At 63.4% G+C, this 18,011-nt stretch carries 20 protein-coding genes and 1 pseudogene; 18 read left to right on the plus strand and 3 right to left on the minus strand.

Annotated elements, in window-relative coordinates:
* The first annotated feature begins 176 nt into the window (after positions 1–176).
* From TC41_RS16995 to rsmI, 8 genes and pseudogenes are all read left to right on the plus strand, one after another.
* Complete coding sequence (locus TC41_RS16995) at positions 177–308, plus strand: hypothetical protein (RefSeq protein WP_014463053.1); 132 nt, start codon at positions 177–179, stop codon at positions 306–308.
* Positions 305–1,705 carry an aminotransferase class I/II-fold pyridoxal phosphate-dependent enzyme gene (locus TC41_RS00710; RefSeq protein WP_014463054.1) on the plus strand — a complete coding sequence of 467 codons (1,401 nt, stop codon included), beginning with the start codon at positions 305–307 and terminating at the stop codon, positions 1,703–1,705. The genes TC41_RS16995 and TC41_RS00710 overlap by 4 nt, the downstream gene beginning before the upstream one ends.
* Positions 1,698–2,339 carry a dTMP kinase gene (gene tmk, locus TC41_RS00715; RefSeq protein WP_014463055.1) on the plus strand — a complete coding sequence of 214 codons (642 nt, stop codon included), beginning with the start codon at positions 1,698–1,700 and terminating at the stop codon, positions 2,337–2,339. Before TC41_RS00710 ends, tmk begins: the two co-directional genes overlap by 8 nt.
* A gap of 16 nt (positions 2,340–2,355) precedes the next feature.
* Positions 2,356–2,685 carry a cyclic-di-AMP receptor gene (locus tag TC41_RS00720; protein ID WP_008337998.1) on the plus strand — a complete coding sequence of 110 codons (330 nt, stop codon included), beginning with the start codon at positions 2,356–2,358 and terminating at the stop codon, positions 2,683–2,685.
* Between the two features lie 23 nt (positions 2,686–2,708).
* Complete coding sequence (locus tag TC41_RS00725) at positions 2,709–3,647, plus strand: hypothetical protein (protein WP_148260085.1); 939 nt, start codon at positions 2,709–2,711, stop codon at positions 3,645–3,647.
* Positions 3,641–4,276: pseudogene (locus tag TC41_RS00730) on the plus strand (PSP1 domain-containing protein); the annotation flags it as partial. The gene TC41_RS00725 and the pseudogene TC41_RS00730, both read left to right, overlap by 7 nt.
* Positions 4,277–4,318: 42 nt before the next feature.
* The gene (locus TC41_RS00735; RefSeq protein ID WP_008338013.1) at positions 4,319–4,624 is read left to right on the plus strand and encodes an initiation-control protein YabA; all 306 of its coding nucleotides are present in this window, start codon (positions 4,319–4,321) and stop codon (positions 4,622–4,624) included.
* A gap of 81 nt (positions 4,625–4,705) precedes the next feature.
* A complete protein-coding gene (gene rsmI, locus TC41_RS00740; protein WP_148260086.1) occupies positions 4,706–5,578 on the plus strand; it encodes a 16S rRNA (cytidine(1402)-2'-O)-methyltransferase in 873 nt (290 codons plus the stop codon).
* A gap of 68 nt (positions 5,579–5,646) precedes the next feature.
* Here rsmI and TC41_RS00745 read toward each other — a convergent pair whose 3' ends face one another.
* Entirely contained in the window at positions 5,647–5,889 is a 243-nt protein-coding gene (locus tag TC41_RS00745; protein ID WP_012809578.1) for an AbrB/MazE/SpoVT family DNA-binding domain-containing protein, read from the minus strand.
* Between the two features lie 641 nt (positions 5,890–6,530).
* Between TC41_RS00745 and metG the strand changes: the two genes are divergently transcribed.
* The 5 genes from metG to TC41_RS00770 are packed head-to-tail and all read left to right on the plus strand — an operon-like array spanning position 6,531 to position 10,895.
* Entirely contained in the window at positions 6,531–8,489 is a 1,959-nt protein-coding gene (gene metG, locus TC41_RS00750) for a methionine--tRNA ligase (protein WP_014463060.1), read from the plus strand.
* Positions 8,486–9,265 (plus strand): TatD family hydrolase, encoded by a 780-nt coding sequence (locus TC41_RS00755; RefSeq protein WP_041694837.1) that lies wholly within the window; start codon positions 8,486–8,488, stop codon positions 9,263–9,265. Before metG ends, TC41_RS00755 begins: the two co-directional genes overlap by 4 nt.
* A complete protein-coding gene (gene rnmV / locus TC41_RS00760) occupies positions 9,262–9,837 on the plus strand; it encodes a ribonuclease M5 (RefSeq protein ID WP_014463062.1) in 576 nt (191 codons plus the stop codon). The genes TC41_RS00755 and rnmV overlap by 4 nt, the downstream gene beginning before the upstream one ends.
* Positions 9,834–10,688, plus strand: a complete 855-nt coding sequence (rsmA, locus tag TC41_RS00765; RefSeq protein WP_041694838.1) for a 16S rRNA (adenine(1518)-N(6)/adenine(1519)-N(6))-dimethyltransferase RsmA — start codon at positions 9,834–9,836, stop codon at positions 10,686–10,688. The genes rnmV and rsmA overlap by 4 nt, the downstream gene beginning before the upstream one ends.
* Before the next feature lie 21 nt (positions 10,689–10,709).
* Positions 10,710–10,895, plus strand: a complete 186-nt coding sequence (locus TC41_RS00770; protein ID WP_014463064.1) for a hypothetical protein — start codon at positions 10,710–10,712, stop codon at positions 10,893–10,895.
* A gap of 148 nt (positions 10,896–11,043) precedes the next feature.
* Here the strand turns inward: TC41_RS00770 and TC41_RS00775 are convergent, their stop codons facing one another.
* Together TC41_RS00775 and TC41_RS00780 are read right to left on the minus strand one after the other, a co-directional pair.
* Positions 11,044–11,997, minus strand: coding sequence for a R2-like ligand-binding oxidase (locus TC41_RS00775; protein ID WP_014463065.1), 954 nt, complete (start codon positions 11,995–11,997; stop codon positions 11,044–11,046).
* Positions 11,998–12,108: 111 nt separating this feature from the next.
* Positions 12,109–12,900 (minus strand): esterase/lipase family protein, encoded by a 792-nt coding sequence (locus TC41_RS00780; RefSeq protein WP_014463066.1) that lies wholly within the window; start codon positions 12,898–12,900, stop codon positions 12,109–12,111.
* A 217-nt stretch (positions 12,901–13,117) separates the two neighbouring features.
* On the opposite strand from TC41_RS00780, the gene TC41_RS00785 reads away from it, so the two are divergent.
* The 5 genes from TC41_RS00785 to TC41_RS00805 all read left to right on the plus strand — a co-directional run bounded on the left by TC41_RS00785 (position 13,118) and on the right by TC41_RS00805 (position 17,805).
* On the plus strand, positions 13,118–14,335 hold the full coding sequence (locus tag TC41_RS00785) for a DUF6114 domain-containing protein (RefSeq protein WP_014463067.1): 1,218 nt from the start codon (positions 13,118–13,120) through the stop codon (positions 14,333–14,335).
* A gap of 51 nt (positions 14,336–14,386) precedes the next feature.
* Positions 14,387–14,977 carry a DUF6230 family protein gene (locus tag TC41_RS00790; RefSeq protein ID WP_014463068.1) on the plus strand — a complete coding sequence of 197 codons (591 nt, stop codon included), beginning with the start codon at positions 14,387–14,389 and terminating at the stop codon, positions 14,975–14,977.
* A gap of 81 nt (positions 14,978–15,058) precedes the next feature.
* Positions 15,059–15,580 (plus strand): hypothetical protein, encoded by a 522-nt coding sequence (locus TC41_RS00795; protein ID WP_041694839.1) that lies wholly within the window; start codon positions 15,059–15,061, stop codon positions 15,578–15,580.
* Between the two features lie 37 nt (positions 15,581–15,617).
* Positions 15,618–15,992 carry a hypothetical protein gene (locus tag TC41_RS00800; RefSeq protein ID WP_041694840.1) on the plus strand — a complete coding sequence of 125 codons (375 nt, stop codon included), beginning with the start codon at positions 15,618–15,620 and terminating at the stop codon, positions 15,990–15,992.
* A gap of 286 nt (positions 15,993–16,278) precedes the next feature.
* A complete protein-coding gene (locus TC41_RS00805; RefSeq protein ID WP_014463071.1) occupies positions 16,279–17,805 on the plus strand; it encodes a LuxR C-terminal-related transcriptional regulator in 1,527 nt (508 codons plus the stop codon).
* Positions 17,806–18,011: the final 206 nt, after the last annotated feature.

Below are 18,011 nucleotides of genomic sequence, written 5' to 3' on the forward strand. Positions count from 1 at the left end.
ACGTGAGTTTTCGGCTCCTGCGGGGGCCGCGGGCGCATCGCAGCTGCGGTGCGCCTTTCGCGTCTGCAGATTTCGATGCGGCGGATGGCCTGGGCTGGAGCGCTTCGCGGTCGGCCGGCGAGCCATGGTACAATGAGAACATCCTTCGGAGGCACGAAAAGGAGCGTTGAAACGGCTTGAACAAGGTCATCTGGCCGCTTTTCGGCCTGCTGTACGCCATCGCGAGCGCAGGCGCGCTCGGTTGGCTCGTTCGGCACGAGGTTCGCAGGAGGGCCGACCTGTTTCGCCGCGGAGGTTCGGGCGAGTGAAGAGGAGCAGGGAACTCGGCTCTGTCGAGACGCCCATCCTGGATTGCCTGATGCGCCATGCGGCGCGAGAGCGGGCGTCCTTTCACGTGCCGGGACATCACGGCAGATATCTGCCCCAGCCGCTATCGGCGTGGTTGGGACAGGCCATCAAGCTCGATCTGACGGAGCTCCCGGGGCTCGACAACTTCCACAGTGCGAGCGAGTGCATTGCCGCATCTGAGAAACTTTGTGCGCGCCATTACGGCGCTTACCGAACCTATTACTCTGTCAACGGCGCTACAGCGTGTGTCATGGCGGCGCTCAAGGGCGCGTGTCCGGTGCCCGGCCAGCGCGTCCTCATCGCAGGCCCGTGCCACATGAGCGTCTGGCGGGGGCTGGTGTATGCGGACGCATCCCCCGTCTTTGTGCCAACTCGTTGGCATGCGGAGCGGCAGGCGTTCGATCCGCCCTCGCCCGCTTTGCTCGAGGTGGCGCTCCGCAGGTGTGCAGACGTGCGGGCCGTCTTCGTGACGAGTCCCACGTATCAGGGTTTGGTGGCGGATGTACGCGGGCTTGCCGAAGCCGCGCACCGCCACGGCGCGCTCCTTCTCGTGGACGAGGCGCATGGCGCGCATTTCGGGCTCGATCCGCGCCTGCCTCCTCACAGCGTAGCGGAGGGAGCGGACGTGGTCATCCAGAGTCCGCACAAGACGCTGCCTTGCCTGACCCAGGCCGCGTGGGTGCACGTGATGCGCCCGGAACTCGCGGACGCGATTCACGAGGCGCTTCTCTTTCTCCACACTACCAGTCCGTCCTACTTGCTCTTGGCCGCTCTCGATGCCGCGCAAGCTTTTCTGCGATCCGGCCAAGACCTGGTCAAGGAGACGCTGGATCGGCTGCAGGCGTACCGCGCGTTTGACGCCGGTACCGATCCGATGCGGCTCTGGATTCCGACGGGTTCCAAGGCGCGGGGCGCCCAACTCGCCAAGCGGCTCGAAGACGCGGGCATGTTCCTGGAATACTGGGACGCTTCGGGCGCACTGGCGCTGTTTGGCTTTGGACAGACGGAGCGAGAGGTGGCCCGCTTCTTTGAGGTGTATCGGACTTGGCGCGAGGAGGCGGGGGAAGTGACAAGTGACGGCGGGTGGGCGGGCGCCGACCTCTACGAGGCGCCCGCGGAACTCGCTGTGCGCCCGGGTGTGATTCACCACGCGCCAGGGCGGCGCGTGCCGCTGCGCGAGGCCGTGGGGCACATCGCCAAGCGGCCCGTCGCACCGTACCCTCCGGGCGTGCCGGCCCTCTGGCCCGGACAGGTCGTCTCCGAACGACACGCCGAGCTTCTGGCGCGGCTGTGGGAGGACGGCCACGACGTGGTGGGCGTGGGGGCAGACGGAACGATTGAGGTGTGCGATGCGTAAGGGGCTCCTCATCACGTTTGAAGGCATCGACGGCGCAGGAAAGACGACTCAACTTCTCCGGCTCGCATCCTGGCTGGAGGCGCAAGGGCTCCCCGTGGTAGTCACCCGGGAGCCGGGTGGCACGCGCATTGGCGACGCGGTCCGCGCCATTTTGCTCGATCCGCGCCATCAGGAGATGGCGCCGCGGACGGAAGCGCTCCTGTACGCCGCTTCCCGGGCGCAGCACGTCGAGGAGCTTATCAGGCCCGCCCTGGCGCGGGGCGAAATCGTCCTGTGCGACCGGTTCGTGGACGCGTCCATCGCCTACCAGGGCGCAGGGCTCGGCCTCGGAGAGGCTTGGGTCGAGGCGCTGAACGAGTACGCCCTTGGCGGCCTGCGCCCAGATTTGACGCTTTGGTTCCATCTCGATTGGGCAACGGCGCGATTGCGCCTTCGGGCCCGCGCGGAGGGTGCTGGACTCGACCGGATCGAGCGCCGGGACGAGGCGTTTTTCGAGCGCGTGGCGGACGCGTTCGAGCGGCTGTGGCGTGCGGCGCCGGAGATGCGCAAGCGGATCGACGCGTCGAGATCGCCGGACGACATCGAGCAGGAGATCCGGGCGCTGGTATGGAATCTCATCCAACAACACTTGTAGAGGTGGGTGAGCCCACATGAAGCTCGTGATCGCCGTGGTTCAGGATAAAGACAGCAACAAGCTGGCGCAGAACCTCGTCAAGGAGGATATCCGCGCGACGAAGCTGGCGTCCACCGGCGGCTTTTTGCACGCGGGCAACACGACGTTTCTCATCGGCGTGGAAGACCATCTGGTGGACCGCGTGATGCAGATCATTCAGCGGTCCTGCAAGGCGCGCGAGCAGGTGGTGGCTCCCATGTCGCCGATGGGGGCGAGCATGGAGTCGTACATTCCCTATCCGGTCAATGTCCAGGTGGGCGGCGCGACGGTGTTCGTGCTCGACATCGAGCGGTTCGAGCAGTTCTAAAGTTGGGAAAGGCGGTCGACGGCTTGGAAGCGTTCAAAGCGAATGGCTGCCTGGATGAGGCGGTCGGGCTGCCGGAGGTCCTCGTGAGGCGGCTTCGCTCAGGTCAGCTCTGGCACGCGGTGCTCTTGGTGGGCGAGCCGAGCCAGGCCGAGAGGGTGTCGAGGTGGCTCGCCCAAGCGCTGCTCTGCGAAGCGCCGCGGGCGGATGCGCCGTGCGGGCGGTGCCGAAGTTGCGCGCAGTTTTCGGCCGGATCGCACCCCGACTTTTGGGCTTCGGGAGAAGAAGGGCTCAAGGCGGGCGACGTGGAGGCGCTGCAAGCGTGGCTTGCGACCAAAGGCCATGGGACGCGCAAGGTGTACGTTCTCCACGGCGCCGATGAAATGACCCCCGTCGCGGCCAACCGCATGCTCAAGACCCTCGAGGAGCCCGCGCCGGAGACGTACGCGATTCTGACCGCGAAGAGCCGTCAAAGAGTGCTGTCCACGCTTCGATCCCGCTCGTTCACCTGCCTCCTTTCTGCCTCGCCTCCTTTTCTCTCCACGGATCCGACGTCCATCTCGGTCGTGGCGCGCGCCGCAAGTGCGGAAGATCCTTCGTTTGCCGGGCTCATGGAACGGGTGATAGAATGGACGGAGACGTGGCTCACCGGTGGCGCGTCGCCCTGGGAGATGGCCGCGTCTTGGCAGTCGATGACAAAGGATGTCCCCGCGGAAGACGGCCTCTTGCTCCTCGCCGAGTGGCTCCGCGAGCTCATGCGGGTTCGCGCAGGTGGCCAGGCGGAGCGGTTTGCGGAGTGGCAAGAGGTCGCGAGGCGCATCGCTCCCATTCTCGAGGTGGAGCAGTATGCGGCGTGTGTTCAGGCGGTGATGGAAGCGAGACTGCGCCTTCAGTCGCACGTCGCTTGGCTGCTCAACCTTGAGCAGATGTGCGTCCGTTTGCGGGAGGTTACAACCTCATGGTGACGATAGTCGGCGTGCGCTTCAAACCGGCCGGGAAGATTTATTATTTCGATCCCGGCGATCTTCCGATAGAAAAGGGCGCGGACGTGATCGTCGAGACCACGCGCGGCATCGAGTGCGGGCGCGTGGTGGTGGGGCCGAAACAGGTGGCGGAGGATGACGTCGTCCTGCCCCTGAAAGAGGTCATGCGGATTGCCACGGACGCGGACCGAGCGGTGGTGGAGGAGAATCGCCGGCGCGCCAAGCAGGCGATGGGGGTGTTTCGCGAGAAGGTGGCGAAGCACGGCCTGGAGATGAAGCTCGTGGACGCGGAGTACACGTTCGACCGGAACAAGCTCATCTTCTACTTCACCGCCGACGGGCGCGTGGATTTTCGCGAACTGGTGAAAGATTTGGCCAGCGTGTTCCGCTTGCGAATCGAACTCCGGCAAATTGGCGTACGGGACGAGGCGAAGATCCTCGGCGGAATCGGCCCGTGCGGGCGCCTGCTGTGTTGTTCGACCTGGATGGGCGAGTTCGATCCCGTCTCCATCCGGATGGCGAAAGATCAGAGCCTGTCGCTCAATCCGTCCAAAATCTCGGGCCTGTGCGGCCGCCTGATGTGTTGCTTGAAGTTCGAGAACGACGCATACCACGACCAGGACGCGATGGCGTAAAGAGGTTGGTGTCCAGGTATGGACAAACAATCGCTGTTTGTGCAGGTTGCGAATTTGGAGGCGCGCATCGGCGAGCTGTACGAAGAGCTCGGATCGCTGAAACACCAGATTCAGGAGCTCATCGAGGAGAATCAGCGACTGCGGCGAGAAAACGAGCATTATCAGGCGCTGACGATGGGAAAGGGCCTTGCGGAGTCGGGCTCGGCGCAGGAGAACCTGCGCCGCATTTATCGAGAAGGATTTCACATCTGCAACGTCAAATATGGGAGCCTGCGCACAGACGGGGAATGTCTGTTTTGTCTGGCGTTCATCGAACGCGCTTGACGGCAAGGGCCCGTTCGGCGCGCCTGCGGGCGCGATCGAGCGGGCTTTTTTCGCAGGATGCAGCATGGAGGAGAAAAGGCGTTGGGAGACCAGATGACACCCGAAGGCGGATGCCTGTACGTGTGCAGCACGCCCATCGGCAATTTGCGCGACGTCTCGCTGCGGCTGTTGGACGTGCTCCGCGAGGCGGACATCATCCTGTGCGAGGACACGCGGCAGACCCGCAAGCTCCTGAGCCGCTACGAGATTCCGGCTGGTGACAGGCTTGTGAGCTTTCACGAACACAACGAGGCGGCGCGCATCCAGTGGCTCGCGGACCGGCTGCGCGAGGGGAAGCGTGTGGCGCTCGTCAGCGACGCCGGGACGCCGCTCATCTCGGATCCCGGCGATGCGGCCATCGCCGCCGCGCTCGAGGCCGGCGTGCCCGTTGTGCCGGTGCCTGGCCCGAGCGCCTTCCTCGCCGCGCTGATGGCGAGCGGGCTGCCCGCCACGCCGTTTATGTACCTTGGCTTTCCGCCGCGATCGCGCTCGGACTTCGCGCGCTTCCTGGCGCCGTATCGCCAGCTTCCGGCCACCCTCGTGATGTACGAGGCGCCGCACCGCGTGGCGAATCTGCTTCACTGGCTCGTCGAGGAACTCGGGGATCGGCCGGCGGTGCTGGCGAAGGAGATTACGAAGCTGCACGAGTCGTTCTGGCGCGGAACGCTTCAGGAGCTCGAGAGCCGGTTGGCAGCGGAAGGGGCGCGCGGAGAGTACGTGGTCGTGATCGACAACCGGGGCGCGCAGGCGGAGCATGAGGGGCATGAGAGCGAGGCGGCGCGCTGGGCCGCGGCCGTGCGCGAGGTGGAACGGCTGATGGAAGAAGGGTGCTCGCATAAAGAGGCGGTCAAGCGGGCGAGCGAAGCGCACGGCGTCAAGCGGCGGGAGCTGTACAACCGCACGCTCGGCGAGTGAGCCCGCAAGAAACGAAACAAGCCGCAGCGCAAATTTCTTTGCCGCTGCGGCCTCACGTTATCGACGATTTACGCGTGCTGCATCTCGGCGATGCAGGACGGGCAGATGTTCTTGCCCTTGAAGTGGATGATCTCATCCGCCTGACCGCAGAAGATGCAGGCCGGCTCGTACTTCTTGAGAATGATGCGATCTCCATCGACGTAGATTTCGAGCGCATCCTTCTCGCCGATGCCGAGCGTGCGGCGCAACTCGATGGGAATGACCACCCGACCGAGTTCGTCCACCTTGCGGACAATACCTGTAGACTTCACTGTACCATCCCCGTTTCTTTAAAATTTTCTGTATGTCTCACAGAAATATCCGCACGGCCAACCAGCGAGACGCCTGCGTCATGCACGCCGCTTCGTCGCTATCACGCCATGCAAATACTTCTATACTCTTACTATAATGGATGCGCGGAGTTTTGCAAGACCTTACAGTTCTGATCCTGGCTGTTCCACGATTCCGATTTCTAAAAAACCGCGAGATGATGCGGTTTTTGGCGAACAAAAAATTTTTTTGTGCGCGCTGTTCCACATTTGCGTTTTGCGGCTCCATTGCGTAAGATCAAACATCATGTTCGTTCCGTGACAAGTGCATCCGGCGCGGTGAAGGAAGGGTACCCAGTGACGCGGTTTCCAGCGAGCCGGGAGGGTGGGAGCCGGCAACAGAGCGGCTGGGGAGTATGATTCTGGAGCGCCGCTCGTCGAGCCTGGGCAGGCGTCCGGTGAGGCGAGCGCGGGAGTTCCCGTTATCGAACAGGCCGGGCCATGTCGCGCTCGGCCGCAACGAGGCGCGTTCTTTTCGCGCGAAGTTGGGTGGTACCACGAGTAATCCTCGTCCCAATGCGGGACGGGGTTTTTTTATGAGCCGCGCGGCGCCGTCCGCGCGAGCACAGGATTGAAAGGCGGGGATGTGCGTGAAACCGACCTTCTACGTCACAACGCCCATTTATTACCCGAACGACAAGCTTCACATCGGCCACGCGTACACCACCGTGGCCGCCGACGCCATCGCGCGTTACAAGCGCCTGCGGGGCTACGACGTGTTCTTCCTCACCGGCACCGATGAACACGGCCTCAAGATCCAGCAGCGCGCGGAGCAGGCCGGGCTCGAGCCGAAGGCGTTTCTGGATCCCATCATCGCCTGGATTCAGGACCTGTGGAAGAAGCTCGACATCTCCTACGACGATTTCATTCGAACCACGGAGGCCCGTCACGAGCGCGTGGTCGAGCAGATCTTCGAGCGCCTGCTTCAGCAGGGCGACATCTACCTCTCCGAGTATCAGGGGTGGTACTGCACGCCTTGCGAGTCGTACTGGGCGGAGCGCGAACTCGTGGACGGCAAGTGTCCGCAGTGCGGGCGCGAGGTCCAGTTCGTCCGCGAAGAGTCGTATTTCTTCCGCATGAGCAAATACGTGGATCGCCTGCTGCAATACTATGAGGAAAACCCGGGCTTCATCGAGCCCATCTCGCGCAAGACGGAGATGATCAAGAATTTCATCGAGCCTGGGTTGCAGGATCTCTGCGTCTCGCGCACCTCGTTCGACTGGGGCGTGCACGTGCCCTCCAATCCGAAGCACGTGGTGTACGTGTGGCTCGACGCGCTCGTCAACTACATCTCGGCCATCGGCTATCTCTCGGACGACGCGGATGAGCGCGCGAAGTTCGAGCGCTACTGGCCTGCGGACGTCCACGTCGTCGGCAAGGACATCGTCCGCTTCCACGCGGTCTACTGGCCCATCATCCTCATGGCCCTTGGCCTGCCCCTGCCGAAGAAGGTGTTCGGCCACGGATTCTTCCTCGTCAAGGGCGGCAAGATGTCGAAGTCGAAGGGCAACGTGATCGATCCGCTCTCGCTCGTGGATCGGTACGGGCGGGACGCGTTCCGCTACTTCCTGCTGCGCGAGATCCCGTTCGGGCAGGACGGGACGTTCACGCCCGAGGGCATGGTCGAGCGGCTCAATTACGATCTCGCCAATGACTTCGGCAATCTCGTCCACCGCACCGCCGCCATGCTGAACCGGTTCAACGACGGCGTGGTGCCCAAACCGGGATCGCTCACGGACGTCGATCGCGCCCTTCGCGATCTCGCCGCCGAGGTCAAGGCGAAGGTCGAGGAGAACATGGACCAGCTCCAGTTCTCGGTGGCGCTCGCGGAGCTTTGGAACCTCGTGCGCGCAGCCAACAAGTACATCGACGACTGCCAGCCGTGGAAGCTGAATAAGGAGGGCGAGCGGGAGCGGCTCGCGACAGTGTTGTACCATATGGTCGAGGCCATTCGCGTCTCCACCATCCTCGTGCAGCCCTTCATGACGGATGCGCCGAAGGCCATCCGCGAGCAATTCGGCTGGGGAGACGAGGCGTTTGCGTGGGACAGCGCCGAAATGGGCGTCGGCCCGAGCGGGCAAAAGGTGGCCGAGCGGGAGCCCCTGTTCCCGAGACTCGATGTGGAAAAGGAGATTGAGATCTTGACGGAGATGACAGGTTCAGCCCAGCAGGCCAGCGCGGAATCGAAGCTCGAGGAGCCCAGCAACGTGGTGCACAAGGACGAGATCACCATCGACGTCTTCGACAAAGTGGAGCTGCGCGTCGGCCAGGTGCTCGCCTGCGAGAAGCACCCGAACGCCGACAAACTGCTCGTGCTTCAGGTCGATCTCGGCGGTGAAACGCGCCAAATCGTGTCCGGCATTGCGAAGTATTACAAGCCCGAGGAGCTCGTGGGCAAAAAGGTGGTCGTCGTGGCCAACCTGAAGCCGGTCAAACTGCGCGGTCAGGACTCGCTCGGCATGATCCTCTGCGCGTCCGAGGGAGATACGCTCTCCATTGTGACGGTGCCGGACACCATGCCGAACGGAGCGATTGTGAAGTGAGGCTGTTTGACACCCATTGCCACCTAATGGACGGCCGCTTCGCGGACGATCTCGACGATGTCCTGTCGCGCGCGCGCGAGGCGGGCGTGGAGCGCATCGTGGTGCCGGCGGTCGATCTCGCCACCAGCCGCGAGGTCATCCGCATCGCGGAGGCGCACGACGGCGTGTACGCGGCCGTCGGCATCCACCCCGAGTCGGCGGGCGACGTGCCGGAAGGTGCGTACGACGAGATCGAGCGGATGGCGCAGCATCCGAAGGTGGTGGCCATCGGCGAGATAGGCCTCGACTATTACTGGGACTCCGCGCCGCGCCCCGTGCAGCAGGAGGTCATGGAGAAGCAAATCGAGCTGGCCAAGCGCGTGGGGCTGCCCATCATCGTGCACAACCGCGAGTCGACCGAGGACGTGTTGGCTCTGTTGGCTCGCACCCGGCCCGGGGACGCGGCGGGCGGCGTGATGCACTGCTTCAACGAGCGCGAGGAAGTCATGCGCCGGGCCGTCCAGCTCGGCATGTATATCTCGTTCGCAGGCCCCGTCACCTACAAAAAGTCGGACGATCTCCGGGCGGTAGCGGCCATCGTGCCGGAGGACAGGCTGCTCATTGAGACCGACAGCCCGTATCTTTCACCGCACCCGTTTCGCGGCAAGCGCAACGAGCCTGCGCGCGTGGCGCTCGTCGCCGAGGCGCTCGCCGCGAGCCGCGGCGTGCCGGTGGACGAGATCGCCGAAATCACGTGGCGGAACGCGCATCGCCTGTTCGGGAAGGTGGAAGCATGACCGATTCGCGCCCGAAGCTGCGCGAGGTCGTGGTGGTGGAGGGGCTGCACGACAAACAGCGGGTGGACGAGGCGGTCGACGCCGAGGTGCTCATTCTGGGCGGCGATCGCGTCAGCCGCCGCACGGTGGATCTGCTCCGGCGCGCAGTCGAGGTGCGCGGCGCCATTGTGCTGACGGACCCGGACGGTGCGGGGGAGCGCCTCCGGCGCCGGTTGGACCAGCTGGTGCCGGGCCTCCTGCACGCCCATGTTCGCAGAGCGAGCGCCGCGTCGAGTCGCGGCATCGGAATTGAGCACGCGAGCGCCGAGGACGTTCGCCAGGCGCTCATCGAGGCGCGCGGTCGCGAGACGCCCCCGGCTGAGCAAAGTTCCGGTGAGACGCCCGAATTCACCTTGGACGATCTCGTCCGCCACCGGCTCGTCCATCATCCCGATGCGGCCAGCCGGCGCGAGAGGCTCGGGGAGTGGCTTGCCATCGGCTACGGCAACGCGAAGGCGTTTTTGCACAAGCTGAACGCGTACGGCGTCACGCGCGAAGCGTTTGAAGAGGCCGTCAGGAGGTTGGATGGATGACCGCAGTGTCCGCGCGCGAGGTAAAGGAACTGCTGCGCCGGCATGGCGTGATCGCGAAGAAGGGCTATGGGCAAAACTTTCTCGTGGACGCGCGCGTGCTGGACGGCATTGTGCGCGCGGTGGAACCGGATGCGCGCACGGTGGTGCTTGAGGTGGGGCCGGGACTCGGCGCGCTGACGGCGGCGCTGGCCGAACGGGCGAAGCGCGTGGTGGCGATTGAAAAGGACGGGAGCCTGCGCCCGGTGCTGGACGAGGTGCTCGCTCCACATGGGAACGCCGAGGTGGTGTACGATGATTGCCTGAAGGTGGACCTCCGAGCGCTCGTTGCGCCGCGGCTCGATGAAGGGGATCGGCTGGTCTTCGCGGCGAACCTGCCGTATTACGTGACCACGCCCATCCTGTTTCAGGTGCTCGAATCGGGGTTGCCGGTGTCGCGCGCCGTGGTGATGGTGCAGAGGGAAGTGGCGGACCGCATGGTGGCCAGGCCTGGCGGCAAGGACTACGGCGTGCTGTCGGTCGGCGTGCAGTATCGCGGGGAGGTGCGGCGGCTGTTCAATGTCCCGCCGAGCGCCTTTATGCCGCAGCCGGGGGTGGACTCGGCTGTGGTCGAGATCGACTGCGACAAGCGCCCCGCGATGCGCGCGGCGGACGAGGAGGCGCTGTTTCGCGTCGTGCGAGCGGCGTTCGGGACGCGGCGCAAGACGCTAGAGAACGCCTTGGCCGCAGGGCTCGGCATGCCGAAGGAGTGGGTGCGCCAGAAGGTGGTCGCGGCCGGGATTGACCCTGGAGCGCGCGCCGAGCAACTGTCGCTCGCGGACTTCGTGCGGCTCGCGGACGAGATGGAAAAGTAGAGAGGGATTCGCGGGCGCCTCATGGCAGAGGCTCTCCTGACATGGCTTGACGCTGGCGTCCGCGCTGCGCTCTTTGCGAAACGCAAGCTCGAGCAAGCCATGTTTGCCAGAGCGCTGAGAGCGATCACCCAGTCAAGTTTGACGGGCGCGGGGAATGTGGCCGTCCATCCCCTCTTCGCGGCGTACGTGAAGCGCCGGCTGACATGACGTGTGATGGGACGGTGATCCTGCTCAAAAGAAGAGCTGAACGGCAGGCGTTCAGCTCCGGATTTGGGGATGGAGAGCCAGAGGCCGTGAGAGGCACGGCCACACAGGTTAGGAGGCCGCGCCAGACTTCGCCGACGCGGCCAGGCGATCACTGCTCGACGCCGACGGTCTCCTCGGTGTAGTAATAGATTTCATCGACAGATTTGCCGCGGGCGCGCTGCAGGACGCCGAGGCGAGTGGCAAACTGCTTCTGCGCGTAGGCCACAAATTCGTCTGGGTTTAATCCGAATGGCACGTCGGTGATGCCGAGCTCCTCGGCGAGCTTTTGTGCTTCCTCCGTGTCGAGTTCGGCGTTCAGATCCTGGACCACCCCGATGGCGTGCGGCAACAGCAGGTTGATCCGCCGGTTGACGACGTCCCAGATATGGGCGTTCTCGCTGATGAGCCGCGACAGCAGGTATGTGCCGTAGCCGATGTGCCGGGACTCGTCGCGCTGCAGCAGACGGATGGCTTGGATAAGTCCGGGCAACTTGTTTTCCTTTTGCAGCGCGGTGTAGAACGCGTAGTAGCCGGTCTCCGCGAGTACACCCTCCACCACCATGTTGTAGGTGACAGAGGCTTCCGCCTGCGCTTCGGGGGATGGATCATGCACTAACCGGCCCATGGCCTGCGGCAGGTATTCATAGAAAATCTTGCGGTAATGGTCTTTGTGAAAAACGGACAGATCCGACGTTTCACCAGCCACTTCGTCGAGGAAACGACGAAACACTTCCGTGTGTTTGGCCTCTTCGAAGAGGAACGTCGTGAGGTACATCTCTTCCTCCAGGCGCCCTTCGCGCGCCACCGCCATGATGAGCGGCAACAGGTCGAGTGTAACCGCTTCCTCTCCGGCCACAAACAACGAGCACAGGCGGAGGATGACGCGGCGCTCGGCTTCGTTCATCCCCTGCCAGTCTTCCTTGTCCTTCGTGAAATCGATGTCCCGCGGATCCCACGTGCCAAGCTTCTTCGCCTTGTGATACAACCGCATGGGCAGAATGCTGTGGTTCAAGCGCTTCTCGCTCGTCGTCTGAAAAACGCGTGGCGTTTCCGTCAATGCCATGGGTGTCGCCTCCAGTGGATCGAATTCTACCCCTACCATACGGGGCAGGTCTGGAGGCAGCCATCCCTGACTTCGCGGTGAATCGAAGCGTTGAACCCCAGAAGCCAGGGATCAGGGGAGCACGGAAGCACAGAGATCGGCCACCTTGGGGTCGGAGACGAGATGAAGGTGATTGTGGTCGGCGAGATCGGCCAAGTGTTGGCTTTCCGGGCAGAGCGCGTGGTCCACAGGGACGAGTCCATCCGACGAGCGGCGCATAAAAAAATGGTACAGGGTGCCGATGAACAGTTCGCCGCCTACCCCCCAGCTGACGCCGCGGTGAATACCGCGCACGGTGTAGAGGGGGACGCCGCTCGGCCACGGGTGTCGCCGGACAAAGTCCTGGACAAACCGCGGGGTCAGATTGCGGAACGCGCGGCCAGCGCCCACGCAGTAGCCGAACCACAGGAAGTCCCGCGCCATGGGCGCTCCGCCGTAAGGCGTTCCAAGCGTCACAGCCGCTGCCACGTCGCTCGGGAACTCGCTCGCGTACCTTCTCAGCACGAGCCCTCCCATGCTGTGCGCGATCACGTCGAACGGGCGGGTGAGCCCGCACTGGGCCTCCAGGAGATCGAGCTTGCGGCACAGGTACTCGAACTGCCGCTCCACAGTGTCGCAGCCGGCCCCTTGGTGAAGGGTCCCGGCGAAATGCACGTATCCCTCGGGGTATTCCTCGCTCCAGACGCGATCGCTTCGGTTCAAATGCACCACAAAGACGCGATCCGACCCCCAGATGGCCAGACATCGCCGCAAGAACGCCTCCGTCCAGCGGTGTGCGTTCCGAAGGCCGTGGATGAGGACCAAGGGATAGGTCTTCGGCGCGATCGTCTTGACAGATTCAGAAGATTGGAGCGATAGTGTCACTAAGAATCCCTCCTCTCAACACTATTGTCAGGATGTGTCGAACCGGGGCAACCCCTTATTTCTCGGAGTAAAGTTCCCACGCCGAAGGGATGGGGGGAGCGCTCGCCGCGTATTAGCATAAGTTCAAACCCCGCGATTCACCGAGCTGAGGTTGCAGGCGCGTCGAGCGAGAGCACCCGGATTTCGGGGATTCAGGCGATCGAGGGGGTTGAGACCAATGGCGACCGCGAATCCAAACGAAGGCGAAGGCGCCCGCAGCGCGGAAGCCGCGGGGGATGGCCAGGCGCAGCCGAAGCCGCACGTGCTTCAGTACGCCATCACGCCCACCCGTTGGCCGGGGCCCGATCCATCGGCCATGACGGAGTGGCGTGAAAACGTATTCTTGCAGCTCGGTACGCGTGCTGCGGATGGTTCATCGGCCGCGACGGAGGCGCGGCGGTCGGGTTCCGAACCGCTTTCAACGGCGGTCGACAGTGAAAAGCGCCCGCCGTCGGATGAGGCAGAGGGCCGTGCTCCGCAGCAGGCGTCGGCAGGCGTGCAGGAAGGCGAACGCGCAATTGCAGCCGGCGAAGTCCTGGGTTCGCCGAATCCGCCGGAGGAAGATGCCGCCACTGCACCGGCCGAGGTGCAACGCCCGCGGAGGAGGCGCCATGAGGCGGTCGACCCGGCGCTTTTGCTCCCAGCCGCCGCGAAGGAGCATGCGCAGGAGACTGCCAAAGCCCAAGAGGGGGGCGATGACGGGGATTCTGCCGGTCCAATCGAAAACGCTTGCAACAACGATTTGGAAGACGTGCCGCCAGGCGCGCTGACGCCCACTCAGATTGTGCGCGGCGATCCGCTCCGCCTGCCGGACGAGGATAGGCGCCGCAAGGGAAAGCGAGTGCAGGCGACGCCGCGAAGAGGAGGAATGGTTGCCATGGAGCCGGAAACGGTGTCGGTCACGCCCGCGCCTGAGTCCAGCCCCAAGTCGCGAGAGACTGCCGTGATTGTCGACGTGGAAGCGACGGAAACCACGCCAGTGCAGCCCGCGCGCAAGGGCTTTCGCCATTGGCGGCGAACGCGCCCGTTCACAGCGGGGTTGCTCTCGATGCTCGGGGGCGCCATCGTGGCCGCAGGGCCGGTGAGTCTGTTGCATGTCGTCGCGTTTTCGCAGTCCAGTGTGCCCATCGGCGCGGCAGTCGGCATCCTGATTTTCATCATGGGCCTGTTGGAATGGGTGTTTCCTTTCTACGCGATGCTGACCGGCAGTATCACGGTGGTGCTCGCGCTGGTGTCTCTCGTCGTAGCGTCGTTTGGCGGCCTGTTTGTCGGCATGTTGCTCAGCCTTGTGGGTGGTGCGATGGCGGTGGCGTGGCGCCCAGTGCAGCCGAAGAAGCAGAAAAGCTCCAAACCGAAGGCGCCGAATCTTCCTAACACGCCTTCCGCTTCCGCATAAACCGTCTCTCATGAAGAGGGATGTAAGCGAATTCTGAAGGAGGGGTTCACGATGTATCCAGAAATGGCGATTCCCATGGAAGGGCGCACGAATTGGAAGGTGTTTGCCGGCGTGCTGGCCGGTGGCGTGGCAGGTATCGGCGCGTTGACTGGCATGGTGATGAACGGGGTGGTGTCCGCTGCCGTGAACCTTCCGATTCCGTTTACGGTTCAGGCGTCGAGCATCAACGGCTCAGGGTTCAGCCTGGCGCCGGGGCAGGTGCCGAATCAGCAGCAAGGCGCGGCCCAGATTGTGATGAACGGCACGCTGCAGAACATGACCATTACCAAGCAAATTAACACGCCACTTGGCACGTTCAATATTAACATTAGCGCCGGCACCGGTAGCGCGCCGGTGCAGGCGACGGGCATGACGGTGTACGCGTCGAGCCTCGGCGGCGACACGAGCTTCCCGCAAGGCCTTTCGATGGACGCTTCGACGGGCACGCTGTCCGGCAGCCAGCTCCAGATGAACAACGCGACCCTGCAGGTCCCGTACCTCAGCACCCAGAGCATCACGCTGCCGGGCATGTCGCTCTCGATCACGCCTGCGTCGAGCAGTTCTTCGAGCTCCTCTGGCTCAAGCACTTCAAACGGCACCTGATTCGCATCGCTGGTTCACACGTTCCATGGGGAGCGGGCGCCCGCCGCTCCCCAATCCAATCCAGGGGCAGGGGGGATGAGCATGAGGCTTTCGAGTGTGTGGGAAGCCGGGTCCAGGCGCCGCGCGAAGGCGGCGGGCCTCGCGGCGGCCGCAGCCGCGTGCGCCATGACGCTCATGCCAGCTTCGGTGCCCCGCGCGGGGACGCTTCTTCCCGGAAGGGTTCCCTTCACGCTTCGGGCGTCCGAAATCATCGCGCAGAACGCGGTCATCAGCATTCTGGGTGAGTCGATGTCGTTCTCAAGTGCTTCCATCCAGGGGATGAGCTTGACCTACACGGCGGGCGGGCACACGTATACCATCGCCGTCAACGGAACGGCTTCGGCGGGGCAGACGGTCATCAAGACATCGCTGTTCAGCACGCTCAAAGACGACATTGGATCGCTCTTTCACGTGCAGTCGCCGAGCGTCGCAGTCGTCCTCGCGGACGCGCTGATTCAAAAGCCCATTCCGACGCTTGTGCTCACCAACGTCAACTTGACCATCGATACGTCTATGAACACCCAAAATATTCAAATGCCCGGCATGCAGATGACCGTGAGCTAAGGCAACATGCGCATGACCTGCAAAGAGGGGTGATCCCGTGAGCTCTCCGGCGCCGTTTCTGCTCAAGGCAACGAGAATCCAAGCGAATCAGGCCAGGTTGAATGTGCTCACGAACACCTTGTCGTTCCAATCCGCCACCATCGAGGGCATGCATATTGCGCGGACGGCGGACGGCCACACGATGTCCATCGCGTCGGGGGGCGTGGTCAAAGTCGGCCAGACCAGGATCCAAACCTCCGTTCTCCGCAACCTCGCGAGCATTGGCAGCTTCCGAAATAAGCGGGACGTCCTCCTCCTGCTTGCCGGTAGCACACTGCCTCATCTCGAGTTGTCTCGCGTCGAGTTTACCATCGACGGTTATCTCACCACGTCGCATGCGGATATCCCGGTCATGACGCTCTCCATGACCTGACCGCCTGCGCTCGCCGTTGCCCAGCTTGCGGGGGCATGCGCGCGTCTTCGAGGCGCCACCGGGCAACGGCACCTCCACTCTCCCACGGGGCCGTTGTGCTCAGACAGGCAAGCGATATCCTTTTCTTGTTTCCCCGTGCGAATTCCTCTATAATGTCGCTAATACTCCATAGTGCGTGCGGATGTGAGGAAATTCGAGAGAATGGCTCGGTTCTGAACTTGAGATGGGGCGACGTATCATCAGGATATCACTTGCCAAGGTTGTCGCTCTGGCTGCCCGAAGGGGGATGTACGATGAGTCGTCCGTCGCCGCTTCCGCCGTCAGGAGAATCGCTTCCGAAAAAACACTGCAGTCGGTGTTGCAAACGCTGCAGGCGCAGGAAGCGGAGTGCCGCATGAACTGGAGCCTGCGCATGGCGCGGCTCGAGATTCCGGAAGTCACACAGCCTGTTTTGACGCACCTTTTTCAGTTTCTTCTGAGAAATATTGAAAGCGCTCTCACCGATGAGCAGGCGCTCGTCCGCGCGTTTCAGGCCGAGGTCATGCGCGCCCAGCCGAGCGTCATGGCTTCGGACGTCTTGGTCGTGGTCGGGTTCCTGGAAGAGTTGATGATCTCCATGGCGTGGCGGATGGTCGAGCCGGCTCAGATCGAATCGTTGGTGCGCTTCGCGCATCGGCTCTGCTTCGATCTCGCCCGCGAGGCGCTTTCTGAAGGATACTTCCCGGCGAAGCTTGCGGCCCGCACGCAGTACATGTGTGACGCGCCGCTCGTGAACTGGCTGAACGTGCTGAGCGCCGAGTGCGACTGGAAGTGGTTCGCGCTCGCTCGGACGAGACCTCAGGTGAACGTCGAGGAGTCTGCGCTCTACGTGCCGGAGACTCGCATGTGGACGGCCGAGGCGCCGCATCCCGAGCGGACGGAACAGGTGCGAAAGGCGCTAGCGGACGGATCGCCCTTTGTGGCCGCCGTCGGGGACAACCTGTACGCTGTCGCAGAGGCGCGGCACGATCCGCTCACGATTCGCCGCTTCCGCCAGACCGCACAATGGATCCAGAATGCGCTCCAGCTTTCCATCTACGTCCGCGGCGGGCACGGCAGTGGCCGCGCGGAACTGCTCGAGGTCCTGCTGGAGTTCGACGACGTCCTTGCGTCGGCCGGCGACATGAACGAGCTTCTGACCTGCGTTGTGGAACACGTGTGCCGGCGCGGCGGATTCAAGCGCAGCGCGCTCTTCTTGTACAATCCCATCACTCAGACGGTGGAGGGCGTGCACGGCTACAACGTGAACGTGGAAGAGATCATGCGAATCCGGCAGACGGATCGCGATATTCCCTCGCTCACCCAGTTCGTGCAAATCGCCAAGCCCGTGTTCCTGAAGGACGTAGGCAACATCCTTCCGCAATCCTACGTGAACAAGTTTCACCTCTCGTCGCTCTTGGTGTGTCCGGTGATTGACCATCGGCGCATGCTCGGGATCATGCTGCTCGATCACGGCGGGCGGCCGTTCACGCCGGATAATGCCACGATTCGCATGGTCGAGGCCATGTTGGCGAGGGCCGGGCGGATGATCGTCATGCAGATGTATCGGCAGGCGGGTGCGGCTCCCATCACGCCGCTCACGACCTTGACCAAGCGCGAGCGCGAGATCCTTCAGCTCATCGCGGACGGCGTCGATACGAAGGAAATTGGGCGCGCCCTGCACATCAGCGACTATACGGTGACGGAGCATGTGAGTTCCATTTTGAGGAAACTAGGGGCGAAAAACCGCACAGAAGCAGTTGCCAAGGCGATGCGCGAACGCATCATCCACTGAAGGTCCTCAAGGGGTGCGGCCGCAGCGTGTCCCCTCCGCCGCGGTCGCGTCTCGGAAGAACCCCAAGGCTACCCCATAAGTTCGGGATTGTTGTTCACAATATTGCAACATTTCGGGGAGGTCGGGACCGGCGGTCTGCGCTACAATAGCACCAAGCTGTTATATATCAGATAGGTGCTTCGGCTCTGTGTTTCAAGCCGCCAGGC

It is taken from the genome of Alicyclobacillus acidocaldarius subsp. acidocaldarius Tc-4-1 (genome assembly GCF_000219875.1).
GTDB lineage: Bacteria > Bacillota > Bacilli > Alicyclobacillales > Alicyclobacillaceae > Alicyclobacillus > Alicyclobacillus acidocaldarius_A.